The 14031-nt window shown below is 72.0% G+C and carries 13 protein-coding genes; 6 read left to right on the forward strand and 7 right to left on the reverse strand.

Annotation, left to right across the window (positions count from 1 at the left end; translation table 11 throughout):
- The first annotated feature begins 16 nt into the window (after window positions 1-16).
- A complete protein-coding gene (gene galK / locus ACIO9J_RS30070; RefSeq protein ID WP_402006389.1) occupies window positions 17-1171 on the forward strand; it encodes a galactokinase in 1155 nt (384 codons plus the stop codon).
- Window positions 1172-1181: 10 nt separating this feature from the next.
- Here the strand turns inward: galK and ACIO9J_RS30075 are convergent, their stop codons facing one another.
- On the reverse strand, window positions 1182-1637 hold the full coding sequence (locus ACIO9J_RS30075) for a GNAT family N-acetyltransferase (RefSeq protein ID WP_402006392.1): 456 nt from the start codon (window positions 1635-1637) through the stop codon (window positions 1182-1184).
- 297 nt (window positions 1638-1934) lie between these two features.
- Between ACIO9J_RS30075 and ACIO9J_RS30080 the strand changes: the two genes are divergently transcribed.
- Window positions 1935-2711, forward strand: coding sequence for a LuxR C-terminal-related transcriptional regulator (locus ACIO9J_RS30080; RefSeq protein WP_402006394.1), 777 nt, complete (start codon window positions 1935-1937; stop codon window positions 2709-2711).
- Here the strand turns inward: ACIO9J_RS30080 and tamR are convergent.
- On the reverse strand, window positions 2670-3167 hold the full coding sequence (gene tamR / locus ACIO9J_RS30085) for a MarR family transcriptional regulator TamR (RefSeq protein ID WP_062781554.1): 498 nt from the start codon (window positions 3165-3167) through the stop codon (window positions 2670-2672). The genes ACIO9J_RS30080 and tamR overlap by 42 nt on opposite strands.
- Window positions 3168-3268: 101 nt before the next feature.
- On the opposite strand from tamR, the gene ACIO9J_RS30090 reads away from it, so the two are divergent.
- On the forward strand, window positions 3269-4099 hold the full coding sequence (locus tag ACIO9J_RS30090; protein WP_402006398.1) for a trans-aconitate 2-methyltransferase: 831 nt from the start codon (window positions 3269-3271) through the stop codon (window positions 4097-4099).
- Window positions 4099-4482: a VOC family protein gene (locus ACIO9J_RS30095; RefSeq protein ID WP_402006400.1), complete on the forward strand. Its 384-nt coding sequence runs from the start codon at window positions 4099-4101 to the stop codon at window positions 4480-4482. Before ACIO9J_RS30090 ends, ACIO9J_RS30095 begins: the two co-directional genes overlap by 1 nt.
- On the opposite strand, the gene ACIO9J_RS30100 is transcribed toward ACIO9J_RS30095, so the two are convergent.
- From ACIO9J_RS30100 to ACIO9J_RS30115, 4 genes are read right to left on the reverse strand one after another with little or no spacing between them, the layout of a single operon-like run.
- Window positions 4457-4705, reverse strand: coding sequence for a type II toxin-antitoxin system RelE/ParE family toxin (locus ACIO9J_RS30100; protein WP_402006403.1), 249 nt, complete (start codon window positions 4703-4705; stop codon window positions 4457-4459). The two genes, ACIO9J_RS30095 and ACIO9J_RS30100, sit on opposite strands and share 26 nt — an antisense overlap.
- On the reverse strand, window positions 4702-4953 hold the full coding sequence (locus ACIO9J_RS30105; protein ID WP_402006406.1) for a type II toxin-antitoxin system Phd/YefM family antitoxin: 252 nt from the start codon (window positions 4951-4953) through the stop codon (window positions 4702-4704). The genes ACIO9J_RS30100 and ACIO9J_RS30105 overlap by 4 nt, the downstream gene beginning before the upstream one ends.
- A 57-nt stretch (window positions 4954-5010) precedes the next feature.
- A complete protein-coding gene (locus ACIO9J_RS30110) occupies window positions 5011-5697 on the reverse strand; it encodes a TetR/AcrR family transcriptional regulator (RefSeq protein WP_402006410.1) in 687 nt (228 codons plus the stop codon).
- The gene (locus tag ACIO9J_RS30115) at window positions 5694-6701 is read right to left on the reverse strand and encodes an acyl-CoA desaturase (RefSeq protein ID WP_402006413.1); all 1008 of its coding nucleotides are present in this window, start codon (window positions 6699-6701) and stop codon (window positions 5694-5696) included. Before ACIO9J_RS30115 ends, ACIO9J_RS30110 begins: the two co-directional genes overlap by 4 nt.
- 268 nt (window positions 6702-6969) lie before the next feature.
- Between ACIO9J_RS30115 and ppc the strand changes: the two genes are divergently transcribed.
- The gene (ppc, locus tag ACIO9J_RS30120; RefSeq protein ID WP_402006416.1) at window positions 6970-9714 is read left to right on the forward strand and encodes a phosphoenolpyruvate carboxylase; all 2745 of its coding nucleotides are present in this window, start codon (window positions 6970-6972) and stop codon (window positions 9712-9714) included.
- 185 nt (window positions 9715-9899) lie between these two features.
- Window positions 9900-12800, forward strand: coding sequence for a hypothetical protein (locus tag ACIO9J_RS30125; protein WP_402006419.1), 2901 nt, complete (start codon window positions 9900-9902; stop codon window positions 12798-12800).
- A gap of 563 nt (window positions 12801-13363) precedes the next feature.
- Here the strand turns inward: ACIO9J_RS30125 and pth are convergent.
- A complete protein-coding gene (gene pth, locus ACIO9J_RS30130) occupies window positions 13364-13966 on the reverse strand; it encodes an aminoacyl-tRNA hydrolase (RefSeq protein WP_402006422.1) in 603 nt (200 codons plus the stop codon).
- Between the last annotated feature and the right edge of the window lie 65 nt (window positions 13967-14031).

Genomic DNA, 14031 nt, shown 5'->3' on the forward strand with positions numbered 1-14031 from the left:
GGAGGGCAGGGGGCTCATGGGTCCGGTCACCGAAGTCGCCGAGCAGTTCACCGAGTTGTACGGCCGCGCGCCTGACGGCGTCTGGTCCGCGCCAGGTCGGGTCAACCTCATCGGCGAGTACACGGACGTCAACGAGGGCTTCGTGATGCCCCTCGCCCTCCCGCACACGGTGGTCGCCGCCGTCTCCCGGCGCACCGACGGCGTGCTGCGGCTGCACTCCGCGGACATCGACGCCCCCGTCGTCGAGCTGCGCCTGGACGATCTGACGCCGCTCTCCGACGGCGGCTGGGCGGCCTACCCCGCCGGTGTCGTCTGGGCGCTGCGGGCGGCCGGACACCCGGTCGGCGGCGCCGATCTGCACCTGGCCTCCACGGTGCCGACCGGGGCGGGCCTGTCCTCCTCGGCCGCCCTGGAGGTCGTCACCGCCCTCGCCCTCAACGACCTGTTCGGACTCGGGCTCTCCCGGCCCGAGTTGGCGGTCCTCTCGCAGCGCGCCGAGAACGCCTTCGTCGGCGTGCCGTGCGGCGTCATGGACCAGATGGCGTCGGCCTGCTGCACCGAGGGCCACGCCCTGCACCTGGACTGCAGGGACCTGTCCATACGCCAGGTCCCCTTCGACCTCGCGGCGCACGGCCTGCGCCTCCTGGTCGTCGACACCCGGGTGAAGCACGAGCTCGGCGACGGCGCCTACGCGGAGCGGCGCGCGGGCTGCGAGGCGGGCGCGCTGGCCCTCGGCGTCTCCCACCTGCGGGACGTGCCGTACGACGAACTGGACGCGGCCCTGGCCACGTTGACCGACGAACGCGTCCGTCGCTACGTGCGCCACATCGTCACGGACGACGCGCGCGTGGAGCGCATCATCGGGCTGCTCGACGCGGGTGACGTGCGGGGCATCGGAACCGCCCTGACCGAGGGCCACGCCTCGCTGCGCGACGACTTCCGCATCTCCTGCCCGGAGCTCGACCTCGCCGTGGAGACCGCGAACGCGGCCGGTGCGCACGGCGCGAGGATGACCGGCGGCGGCTTCGGCGGCTCGGCGCTCCTGCTGGTGGAGGCGGCCGACGCGGAGACGGTCACCAAGTCGGTCGAGGCGGCGTTCGCGGCCGCCGGGTACACGGCGCCGCGGGTGTTCCCCGCGGTGGCGTCGGCGGGCGCGCGCCGGGAGGCGTGAGCCGTACGGCTCAGCCGAGCTCCTTCGTCAGCGTGAACTCCTTGGCGCCTTGCGGGTAGTCGGGGATCACGCAGACCAGTTCGTAGCCGCGGCCGCGGTAGAAGCCGGGGGCCTGGAAGTCCCAGGTCTCGACCCGGGAGTGGGCGCAGCCGCGGTCCTCGCGGGCGATGCGCTCCGCCTCGTCCAGGAGGCGCGAGCCGAGGCCCGCGCCCCGGTGGCGGTCGTCCACCCAGAGGTGGTTGACGTGCAGCCAGCGGCCCCAGGTGTGCGCGGCGAGTCCCGCGGCCAGGTCGCCCGCGCCGTCCAGCGCCCAGAGCGCGAGCGGGACCTCCTGGTCGTCGGGGGTGCCGCGCAGCGCACGGAGCACGGGCGACGCCGCGTCGTTGGCCTCCCTGAGCCGCGAACGAAGCAGACCAAGCCGCTCTTTGTCGACTCCTGTCTCCATACGAAACATACGGCTCACCATAAACGCGTCGGCCAATCAGTTCTGCAAATCAGCTTCCGCTCCGGGCGTCCGGGCCTACTCTGAAGAACAGTGCCGGTGGGGGCCGGCGCTGATCAGGGGGCGAGACAGTCGGGTACGACGCCCGGTGGTACGTGGTGGGGGCCAGTGGTCAGGGCGCGGCGGCGGCCGTGCGGCCACGTCGACCCCCGCTCCGGGCGCCGTACCCGCGCCGATCGCTCCCCGACGGTCTTCGGACCCGACGGTCTTCGGACGGGGGTATCCCCTGCTCCTTGCAGGAGCGTGGGGAAGGGGGTTTCTGTGGTTCGCATTCGAGTCCTGGTCGTCGACGACCACCGCATCTTCGCCGAGTCGCTGGCCGCCGCGCTGGCGGCCGAGCCGGACGTGGACGTGTCCGCGGCGGGCAGCGGTCCGGCAGCGCTGCGCTGTCTGGAGCGGGCGGTCACCGAGGGGCGCAGATTCGATGTCCTGCTCGTCGATGCCGACCTCGGCAGCACCGCGAGCGCGCTCCAGGGCGCCCGCCCGGCCGTCCCGGTCCAGGAGGGCAACGCCGACGGTCTCGTCGACGGCATCTCCCTGGTCGCGGGCGTCCGTTCGGGCCAGCCCGCCGTGCGCACGGTGGTGCTCGCCGAGAAGGACGACCCGCGCCGCGCGGCGCTCGCGCTGCAGGCGGGGGCGTCGGGCTGGGTCGCCAAGGACTGTTCCCTGTCCCGGCTCCTGACGGTGATACGGGGTGTGCTGCGCGACGAGACGCATCTGCCGCCCGCGCTGCTCACCGGCGTGCTGCGCGAGCTGACCGCGGCCCGCAAGCACCGCACCGAGTCCGAGCGCCTGGTGGAGTCGCTGACCCCGCGCGAGCGGGAGGTGCTCCGCTGCATGGTGGCGGGCCTGGGCAGGAAGGCGGTCGCCGAGCGCCTCTTCCTCTCCCCGCACACGGTGCGCACCCATATGCAGAACGTCCTGGGCAAGCTGGGCGTGCACTCCACCCTCGCGGCCGTCGCGCTCGCGCGCCGTGCCGGGGTGGGGCCTGTCGACCTAGCCGGGGATGTTGTCGAACGGGGCGGTCAACTGGCGTAGCAGCGCCGCGAGTTCGCCCCGCTGGGCGCGGGAGAGCTCGGCGAGGATCGCCCGCTCCTGTTCCAGCAGTCCGGCGAGGGCCTGGTCCGCGCGGTCCCGGCCCTCGGCGGTCAGGCGCACCAGTACGCCGCGCCGGTCGCTGGGGTCGGGCAGGCGCTCGACGAGGCCCTTCTTCGCCAGGCGGTCGATGCGGTTGGTCATCGTGCCCGAGGTCACCAGGGTCTGGGTGAGCAGCTGGCCGGGGGAGAGCTGGTAGGGCGCGCCCGCGCGCCGCAGCGACGTCAGGACGTCGAACTCCCAGGGCTCCAGGCTGTGCTCGGAGAAGGCGAGTCTGCGGGCACGGTCCAGGTGCCGCGCGAGCCTGCTCACGCGGCTGAGTACCTCGAGTGGTTCCACGTCGAGGTCAGGGCGCTCCCGGCGCCATGCTGCGACCAGCCGATCGACCTCGTCCTCCATGGCGATCAGTGTAGGGGGTCCCTCGACATGAAGTCTCTTGACGTCAAGATATATCGGGGTCGAGGATGGGATGGCGCCCGCATTTCCACGAGGAGGCCACCATGTCCGCTGCCGTCTGGGACCCGCGTCAGTACCTGCGCCACGAGGGCCATCGCGCCCGGCCGTTCGTGGACCTGCTCGCCCGCGTCCCCGAGCCGCCGGCCGGTCGGGACCGGCCGCCGCGCATCGCCGACCTCGGCTGCGGCCCGGGAAACGTGACGCGGCTGCTCGCCGCGCGCTGGCCCGGCGCGCACATCACCGGGTTCGACAACTCCCCGGAGATGCTGGCGAGGGCCGAGCCGCTCGCGGGCCCCACGGAAGGGGGCGGCCGCCTCGACTTCGCCGCCGCCGACGCCACGGACTGGACGCCCGCCCCGGGGACGTACGACCTGATCCTGTCCAACGCGACCCTGCAATGGGTCCCCGGCCACCCGGACTCCTTCCCCGCCTGGATCTCCGCGCTCGCCCCCGGCGGCACGTTCGCCTTCCAGGTGCCCGGCAACTTCGACGCCCCCAGCCACGTCCTGATGCGCGAGCTCAGCGAGTCCGAGCGGTGGCGCTCCCGGCTCGGCGGGCGGCTGCGGCACGCGGACGCGGTGCTGTCGCCGACGGCCTATCTGGAGCGGCTCGCGGGGCTCGGCTGCGAGGTCGACGCCTGGGAGACGACGTATCTGCACCTCCTCGACGGCGAGGACCCCGTCCTCGACTGGGTCAAGGGCACGGGCCTGCGCCCCGTCCTCACCGCCCTCGCGGACGACGCGGAGGCGACGGAGGAGTTCCTCGCGGAGTACCGGGAGCTGCTGCGCAAGGCCTATCCGGCGACGCCGGGGCACGGCACGGTCTTCCCGTTCCGGCGGGTGTTCGCGGTCGCCCGCAAGGGGGCCGGAGCCTGATGCTGCACGCCATCGACCACGTCCAGCTCGCGGCGCCGCCCGGCAGCGAGGCGCAGCTGCGGGCCTACTACGTGGACGTCCTCGGCATGACCGAGACCCCCAAGCCGCCCGTGCTCGCGGCGCGCGGCGGCTGCTGGTTCGAGGCGGGGGCCGTGCGGCTGCACCTGGGCATCGAGCGGGACTTCGCGCCCGCCCGCAAGGCCCACCCCGGCCTCCTCGTGCGGGACATCGAGGCGTACGCGGACCGGCTGATCGCGCACGAAGCCGAGGTGGTCTGGGACGAGAACCTGCCGGGGCACCGGCGTTTCTACTCGGAGGACCCGGTGGGGAACCGGCTCGAATTCCTGGAAGCGATGGCTACGGGGTGCGGCCCAGGTGGGTGACGAGGATGTGGATGACGGCTTCGTCGATGAAGTAGAGGGCGCGGTAGTCGCCGACCCGGAGGCGCCTCGTGGTGGGACCGTACGCGGTGGAGTTGGCGGGGCGGGGATTCTCGGAGAGTGAGTCGACGGCCTCGTAGAGAGCCGCGAGCCCTACGGGGTCGTCCTTGAGGAAGCGGACGGCCGAGTTGGTGGCGCCCGGTTCCCAGATGATCTGGTAGGTCACGGACGCAACCCCAGCATCCGTCCGACTTCCTCGTGCGGGATGCCCTCTTCGAGGGCCCCTTCCGCCTTGCGGCGCTGAAAGTCGGCGAGTGCCAGGGCGTCTTCGAGGTCCTCTATCACCTGCGGCGAAACGAGCAGCGCGGCCACGTGTCCGTGGTCGGTGAGGGCGATGGTCTCGCGGCCGTGGGCGGCGCGGCGCACCAGGTCGCCGAGTTGTGCACGGGCCGCGCTGATCGCAATCTCGGTCATGCACCGAGACTGCACGACATTAATCTTGTGGTCAATGCGTGGCCATGGCTTGCGCCCTCAGCTCTTCCTGTGCCCTATCAGCCGCGGCTTGGGCTCAAGGCCGTCGAGCCCGTGCCACGCCAGATTGACCAGGTGGGCCGCCACCTCCGCCTTCTTCGGCTTGCGGACGTCCAGCCACCACTGGCCCGTCAGCGCGACCATGCCGACCAGGGCCTGGGCGTAGAGCGGGGCGAGCTTCTGGTCGAAGCCGCGGCCCTTGAACTCCTGGCCCAGGATGTCCTCGACCTGCGTGGCGATGTCCGAGATCAGGGACGCGAAGGTGCCGGTGGACTGGGCCACGGGGGAGTCGCGGACCAGGATGCGGAAGCCGTCCGTGTACGTCTCGATGTAGTCGAGGAGGGCGAAGGCCGCCTGTTCGAGGAGCTCACGGGGGTGTCCCGCGGTCAGGGCCCCCGTCACCATGTCGAGCAGGGCCCGCATCTCGCGGTCCACCACCACCGCGTACAGCCCCTCCTTGCCGCCGAAGTGCTCGTACACGACCGGCTTGGAGACCCCGGCCTTGGCCGCGATCTCCTCCACCGAGGTGCCTTCGAAGCCCTTGGCGGCGAAGAGGGTGCGGCCGATGTCCAGCAGCTGTTCCCGGCGCTCGGCACCCGTCATCCGGGTCCGGCGGGTGCGCCGGGGCTGCTTCTCTTTGCTGGAGGGGCTGGAGTTGCTGGAGTCGGTCGCCACGTCGTCAATCATGCCGGGTCGGCGGCGCGCGGCACGCGGCGGGACTCGATGCGTGACTTCGAGGGCCAGCGCACGTCGTACGCCAGGCCGAGCCGCTCGCACCAGCGGATGATCCGGGCGGAGGAGTCGATCTGCCCCTTCATCACGCCGTGCCGCGCCGACGTCGGGTCGGCGTGGTGGAGGTTGTGCCAGGACTCGCCGCAGGACAGGACCGCGAGCCACCACACGTTGCCCGAGCGGTCGCGGGACTTGAAGGGGCGCTTGCCCACCGCGTGGCAGATGGAGTTGATCGACCAGGTCACGTGGTGCAGCAGCGCGACACGGACGAGCGAGCCCCAGAAGAAGGCCGTGCACGCGCCCCACCAGGACATCGTCACCAGGCCGCCGACCAGCGGCGGAATACCGAGGGAAACGATCGTCCAGAGCAGGAACTGCCGGGAGATCCGGCGGATCGCCGGGTCCTTGACCAGGTCGGGGGCGTACTTCTCCTGCGGCGTCTGCTCCTCGTCGAACATCCAGCCGATGTGCGCCCACCACAGGCCCTTCATCAGGGCCGGGACCGTCTCGCCGAAGCGCCAGGGGGAGTGCGGGTCGCCCTCCGCGTCGGAGAACTTGTGGTGCTTGCGGTGGTCGGCCACCCAGCGGACCAGGGGCCCCTCGACCGCCATCGACCCGGCGATGGCGAGCGCGATCCGCAGCGGCCGCTTCGCCTTGAAGGAGCCGTGCGTGAAGTAGCGGTGGAAACCGATGGTGATGCCGTGGCAGCCCAGGAAGTACATGAAGACGAGCAGCCCGACGTCGAGCCAGCTCACCCCCCAGCCCCAGGCCAGCGGCACCGTGGCCAGCAGGGCGAGGAAGGGGACGGTGATGAACAGGAGCAGGGTGATCTGTTCGAGCGACCGTTTCTGCTCGCCGCCGAGGGTCGCCGACGGGAGCGCGGCGGCATCGGCCGCCGCGGGCCGCGGAGCGTCTTCGATCACATCGGTGTCGGAGTACGCATCGGACGTTGTCGTCATGGGCACGTCCCCTGTGGGGTCGAGGAATGAGGGTTGTCTACGGGCGCGCGGGAACGGACCGGTTCGTTTCCTACGGTTCCGTAACCTACGGCGACGTAAGTATGGCAGTGCGAAGCCCCGCGGCAAGAGGCCGCGAGCTCCGGGCCGCTAAGTGACACCTATCCTTGGACACGGTCGGACAGCGCGGTCCGCTCTGTTTCTCCCCCGGATCCCCACCGGGGACCCCTCCCAGTCTTGAAGCGCTTCAACACTGCAAGGAGCCGCACCTGTGAGCAGTGCCGACGACCAGGGCCAGCAGGCCACCAGCACCGACAGCACCGAGCTGCGCGCGGACATCCGCCGCCTCGGCGATCTGCTCGGCGAGACCCTCGTACGCCAGGAGGGCCCCGAGCTCCTCGAACTGGTCGAGAAGGTCCGCCGCCTGACGCGCGAGGACGGCGAGGCCGCCGCGAAGCTGCTCGGCGGCACGGAGCTGGAGACCGCCGCCAAGCTGGTCCGCGCGTTCTCCACGTACTTCCATCTGGCGAACGTCACCGAGCAGGTCCACCGCGGCCGCGAGCTGCGCGCCAAGCGGGCCGCCGAGGGCGGTCTCCTCGCCCGCACCGCGGACCGGCTCAAGGACGCCGACCCCGAGCACCTGCGCCAGACCGTGCAGCACCTCAACGTGCGCCCCGTCTTCACCGCGCACCCCACCGAGGCCGCCCGCCGCTCGGTACTCAACAAGCTCCGGCGTGTCGCCGAGCTCCTGGAGACCCCGGTCATCGAGTCGGACCGGCGCCGCCACGACGTCCGGCTCGCCGAGAACATCGACCTGGTGTGGCAGACCGACGAGCTCCGCGTGGTGCGCCCCGAGCCCGCCGACGAGGCCCGCAACGCCATCTACTACCTGGACGAGCTGCACGCCGGCGCCGTCGGCGACGTCCTGGAGGACCTCACCGCCGAGCTGGAGCGCGTCGGCGTCGAGCTGCCCGAGGGCACCCGGCCGCTCAGCTTCGGCACCTGGATCGGCGGCGACCGCGACGGCAACCCGAACGTGACGCCCGCCGTCACCTGGGACGTCCTGATCCTCCAGCACGAGCACGGCATCAACGACGCGCTCGACATGATCGACGAGTTGCGCGGCTTCCTCTCCAACTCCATCCGCTACACCGGAGCCACCGAGGAGCTGAAGGCCTCCCTCCAGTGCGACCTGGAGCGGCTGCCCGAGATCAGCCCGCGCTACAAGCGCCTCAACGCCGAGGAGCCCTACCGCCTCAAGGCCACCTGCATCCGGCAGAAGCTGGAGAACACCAAGCAGCGCCTGGCCAAGGGCACCTCGCACGAGGAGGGCCGCGACTACCTCGGCACCGAAGAGCTCCTGCACGACCTCACGCTCATCCAGACCTCGCTGCGCGAGCACAAGGGCGCCCTGTTCGCCGACGGCCGGATGAACCGCACCATCCGTACGCTCGCGGCCTTCGGCCTCCAGCTCGCCACGATGGACGTGCGCGAGCACGCGGACGCCCACCACCACGCGCTCGGCCAGCTCTTCGACCGGCTCGGCGAGGAGTCCTGGCGGTACGCGGACATGCCCCGCGACTACCGTCAGAAGCTGCTCGCCAAGGAGCTGCGGTCCCGGCGTCCGCTCGGCCCGTCCCCGGCCCCCGTCGACGCGGCGGGCGAGAAGACCATCGGCGTCTTCCTCACCGTCAAGAAGGCCCTTGAGGTCTTCGGCCCCGAGGTCATCGAGTCGTACATCATCTCGATGTGCCAGGGCGCCGACGACGTGTTCGCGGCCGCCGTGCTCGCCCGTGAGGCGGGCCTGATCGACCTGCACGCCGGCTGGGCGAAGATCGGCATCGTGCCGCTCCTGGAGACCACCGACGAGCTGCGCGCCGCCGACGTCATCCTCGACGAGATGCTCGCCGACCCGTCGTACCGCCGTCTGGTGGCGCTGCGCGGCGACGTCCAGGAGGTCATGCTCGGGTACTCCGACTCCTCCAAGTTCGGCGGCATCACCACCTCGCAGTGGGAGATCCACCGCGCCCAGCGCAGGCTGCGCGACGTCGCGCACCGCTACGGCGTGCGGCTGCGTCTCTTCCACGGCCGCGGCGGCACCGTCGGCCGCGGCGGCGGCCCCTCGCACGACGCGATCCTCGCGCAGCCCTGGGGCACCCTGGAGGGCGAGATCAAGGTGACCGAGCAGGGCGAGGTCATCTCCGACAAGTACCTGGTGCCCTCGCTGGCCCGCGAGAACCTGGAGCTGACCGTCGCGGCGACGCTCCAGGCATCCGCGCTGCACACGTCCCCGCGCCAGTCCGACGAGGCGCTCGCCCGCTGGGACGCCGCCATGGACGTCGTCTCGGACGCCGCGCACTCCGCGTACCGCAAGCTCGTCGAGGACCCGGACCTGCCGACGTACTTCCTCGCGTCGACCCCGGTGGACCAGCTCGCCGACCTGCACCTGGGCTCGCGGCCGTCGCGCCGCCCCGGCTCCGGCGTCTCGCTCGACGGCCTGCGCGCCATCCCGTGGGTCTTCGGCTGGACCCAGTCGCGGCAGATCGTGCCCGGCTGGTTCGGCGTCGGCTCGGGCCTGAAGGCGCTGCGCGAGGCCGGACTCGACACCGTCCTGGACGAGATGCACGAGCACTGGCACTTCTTCCGCAACTTCATCTCCAACGTCGAGATGACGCTGGCCAAGACGGACCTGCGGATCGCCCGGCACTACGTCGACAGCCTGGTGCCCGACGAGCTCAAGCACGTCTTCGCCGACATCGAGGCCGAGCACGAGCTGACCGTGAACGAGGTCCTGCGGATCACCGGAGGGACCGAACTCCTCGGCACCCAGCCGGTCCTGCGCCAGACGTTCGCGATCCGCGACGCCTACCTGGACCCGATCTCCTACCTCCAGGTCGCCCTGCTCAAGCGCCAGCGCGAGGCGGCGGCCGCGGGCACCGAGCCCGACCCGCTGCTCGGCCGCGCGCTGCTGCTCACCGTGAACGGCGTCGCGGCGGGCCTGCGCAACACCGGCTGACGCCCCGCGCCCCGGCCGCCGCACGGGCCCCGCACCCGATCCGGGGTGCGGGGCCCGTGTCATGCCGCTCCGGGCACCTAATCAGGTGAAACGCCGGTCCTACCGACTCGTCGTGCCGCGGCTCGCGCGGTCCGAGGGAGCACAGTGAACGGGCCCTGAAGATCCCCCCGGCGGTCGGGAGCCCTGTGACCCCCGTACTCCAGAACCCCTCTCGCCGCACCCTCGCCTCGGTGACGGTCGTCCTGTTCGCGCTGCTCGCCGCGCTCGCCCTGGTGCCGTACGGCACCGCCCACGCGGACGCCCGCATGGCGGTCCGCCTCGACCCGGCGACCTCGCCGGTGCCCGCGGGCGACCACGTCACGTACAACGCGAACATCCAGTGCTCGATCCCCGGCGACTGCCAGTCGGTGACGGTCACCTTCACGCCGCCGGACGGCGCGTCCGGGGCCGGGCACGTCTCGCAGCCCTACCCGCCGGGCGTCACCGGGGTCACCCCGAACGCCGACGGCAGCGTGACGGTCACCTACGACAGGATCTCCAGCGGCCAGAGCTCCCAGCTCACCGTCAGCTGGGCCACCGCGGACTACTGGACGCCGCCCGGCGCGCAGACCGCGGGCATGTCCGCCACCGCCGCGAACGGCGACGGCTCGGCGAGCACCGACGACGCCTCGGTCACGGTCAGCGCCAGGCCCAACCCGGCGATCAGGAAAGAGGGCCCGAAGGCGGCGCGGCCCGGCGACACCGTGGCGTACAAGGTCACCGCGACCAACGACCCGCGCGACGCCAACCGGCCGCGCGGCAACCTCGCCCTGGAGAACACCGTCCTGACCGACGTGCTCCCCGAGGGCGTGGACCTCGTCGACGCCACCCCCGCCGGCTACACCTACGACCCGGCGACCCGCACCGTCAGCTGGCCCGTGGACACCGAACCGGGCCGCCCCGGCAACCAGTTGGCGCAGGTCAAGGAGTATCCGTACGGCGTCGTCCACGAGATCAGGGTGAAGGTGCGCGACGACGTCGCCGACGGCACCGTGCTCACCGACACCGCCTCGATCTCCGGCGACCCCTTCGGCCCGGACACCGGGAAGATCACCGAGAGCGCCACCGCGGAGACGACGGTCGGCACCGGGACCGGCGAGGTCTCCGGCACCCTCGACAAGTCCGTCGACACCCCGCTCGCGGGCGACGGCCAGCGGCTCTCGTACGTCCTGCGGTTCGGCAACACCGGCACCGGGCCCGCCGACGTCCGGCTCACCGACGCGCTGCCGAACGGCTTCGACGCGCAGACCCTGCGCCTCTCCACCCCCTCCGGCGGTACCTACGGGGGCAGTTGGTCGGTCGTGGTCACCCGGCGCGACGGCAGCACCGAGACGCTGCGGCCCACCGACCAGCAGGTGGAGCTCGGTGCCGACCCGGTGTCCGTGCGTCTGGACGTCCCCGGGCTCGCCGCGGGCGCCAACCTCGTCGCCCAGTTCACCGGGCGGGCCGACGCCTCCGAAGTGCCCGGCGGCAGCGGCGACGTACGCAACTGCGCGACGCTCGACCTGACCGGGGACGGCGGCACCAAGGCCGAGGAGAAGTCCTGCGCGCAGTTCCGCATCGAGCCCGAGGTCTCGCAGCCCGAACTCAGCAAGGCCACCGACCCGGCGCCCGTGGGGCCCGGCGGCACCCACACCTGGCGCATCACGATGCGCAACGACCGCTACCGCACCGAATCCTCGCCGCTGCGCCCGCACTTCGTCGACCTGGTGCCGCGTCAGCTCTCGTACGAGGAGGGCTCCTGGGCCCTCGCGGACGGCCAGCCCGCGTACTGCCCGGCCGCCGGACGCTTCACCGAGAAGGTCGGTCCCGGACCCGACGGCCGCACCCGCGTCGAACTGACCGCCGCGCGCGGCGCCGAGATCCCGGCGAACGACTCGACGTGCGTCTACACCTTCCGCACGACCGTCAAGCCCGGTGTCGCCAGCGGCACGTACAGCGGGACGCCGGGCGACGCCGACTACGCGGGCAACCGCGCCGGGCTCTACGACGCGCAGCGGCCCGTCAACACCCGCCAGACCGACACCCATGACATCAACGGCAACGGCGACACCACCGAGAACGTCGCCGAGGCCACCGACGACTTCGCCATCGCCCAGTCCGCCTCGCTCTTCGTCACCAAGGAGGTCAAGGGCGACAAGGACGACGCGTTCCAGGGCTCGGCGGAGGTGCCGGGCAAGGAGGACCAGGTCGGGCGGTCGACGGCGGGCGGCACGGTCGAGTACCGCACGGTCCTCGGCAACATGGGCAACACCGACCTCACCAACGTCGTCGCGTACGACCTGCTGCCCGAGCCCGGCACCAAGGGGGTGACCAGCGGCCGCTACGGCGACGCCGCGAAGAGCGAGTGGCGGCCCGTGCTGACCGGGCCGATCGACGCGGGGTCGGCGCCGGTGACGATCACGTACTCGGAGAAGACCGATCCGTGCCGGCCCGAGATGGACAACACCCCGGACAACAGCGCGTCCTTCCACTGCGACGGAAAGCCCGACCCGAGCTTCGTGCCCGCGGCGCGGGTCGCGGACTGGAGCAAGGTCCGTTCGGTGCGGTTCGACTTCGACGGGCATGTGTTCGCGGCCGGTGAGCGGTACACGCTGCGCTGGCGGATGAAGGTGCCGGAGCGGGCGTCGGGCGACGCGCCGTTCGACGGCGGTGAGCGGACCTGGAACAAGATCGCGATCGCCGGTGACCGCAGGGAGCCGGACGGCACGCTCCGTCCGTTGCTGGCGACGGAGGCGCCGTGGGTGGTGGCGGAGGTGGGCAAGTCTCCTACGGAGCCGACCGAGCCTCCTACGGAGCCGCCCACGGAGCCGCCGACCGAGCCGCCCACGGAGCCCCCGACTGAGCCGCCCACGTCGGAGCCGCCCACCACGGAGCCGCCCGTAACGGAGCCGCCCACGGGGTCGCCTTCGGCGAGTGAGCCGCCCGTGCTGCCTGACACGGGGTCGCCGCTCGCGCCGCTGGCCGCGGCGTTGGCAGCGGGGCTGCTGGTCGCGGGCGGGGTCTTCTTCGCCGCTACGCGGCAGAGGTGGGGGCGTCACTCGTAGCGGGGTCGGGTGCGGGTGAGCTGTGGCTGGCCGCGCAGTTCCCCGCGCCCCTGAGCGGCACCCGTTGTCTTTTACCTGCGGGCGGGCTGTGGCTGATCGCGCAGTTCCCCGCGCCCCCAACAGGGGCGTCCATCCGCGCCGGCGGGGGTGTGCTTTTAGGGGCGCGGGGAACTGCGCGAGCGACCACGACGGGCCCGCGGGTAAAGACGACGGGTGGGCGCCCCGATAAGGGGCGCGGGGAACTGCGCGAGCAACCACGACGGGCCCGCGGGTAAAGACGATGGGTGGGCGCCCCGGTCAGGGGCGCGGGGACGAACCGCCCCACGCACACGTCGGACGCACACCGCGTCACCGTCATCACCCCCCGCTCCCGGTCCCCGGCCAGCCACCGGGCCGAGTCGAGGGACGCCCAGACACCCGCGGCGAGCAGCAGCGCGGCGAGCGTACCCATGGCCGCGCGGCGTCCCACGAGGAGCAGATTCATGGCCGGGATCCTTGGCCACTTGACTTCGCCCCGTCAACAGTGGGCACAACGGACCCCAGGCAGGATCCCGGGGCGAACCTCAGGAGTTGTAGCTGCTCTGCGCCCGCTCCAGACCCTCCGTGACCAGCGCCTCGACCGCGTCGGCCGCCCGGTCGACGAAATAGTCGAGTTCTTTGCGCTCGGTGGACGAGAAGTCCTTGAGGACGAAGTCGGCGACCTGCATGCGGCCCGGCGGACGCCCGATGCCGAAGCGCACCCGGTGGTAGTCGGGGCCCATCGCCTTGGTCATCGACTTGAGGCCGTTGTGGCCGTTGTCGCCGCCGCCGAGCTTCAGCCGCAGCGTGGCGTAGTCGATGTCGAGTTCGTCGTGGACGGCGACGATGTGCGCGGTCGGCACCTTGTAGAAGTCGCGCAGCGCCGTCACGGGGCCGCCCGAGACGTTCATGTACGACATGGGCTTGACGAGGATGACCCGCCGGCTCGCGGGACCCGGCGCACCGATGCGGCCCTCGACCACCTGGGCCTGCGCCTTCGCGGCCCGCTTGAACTTGGCGCCCATGCGGTGCGCGAGCAGATCGGCCACCATGAAGCCCACGTTGTGCCGGTTCATGGCGTACTCGGGGCCGGGGTTGCCGAGTCCCGCGATCAGCCAGGGGGCGTTGGCGTCGGTCGTCACGTGCATGTCTCCTTCATACGCGGCAGCCGCCGCCCCCCGAGGGAGCGGCGGCTGCCGTGCCGGATGTGCGT

Source organism: Streptomyces sp. NPDC087300 (assembly GCF_044744425.1).
Taxonomy (GTDB): Bacteria; Actinomycetota; Actinomycetes; order Streptomycetales; family Streptomycetaceae; genus Streptomyces.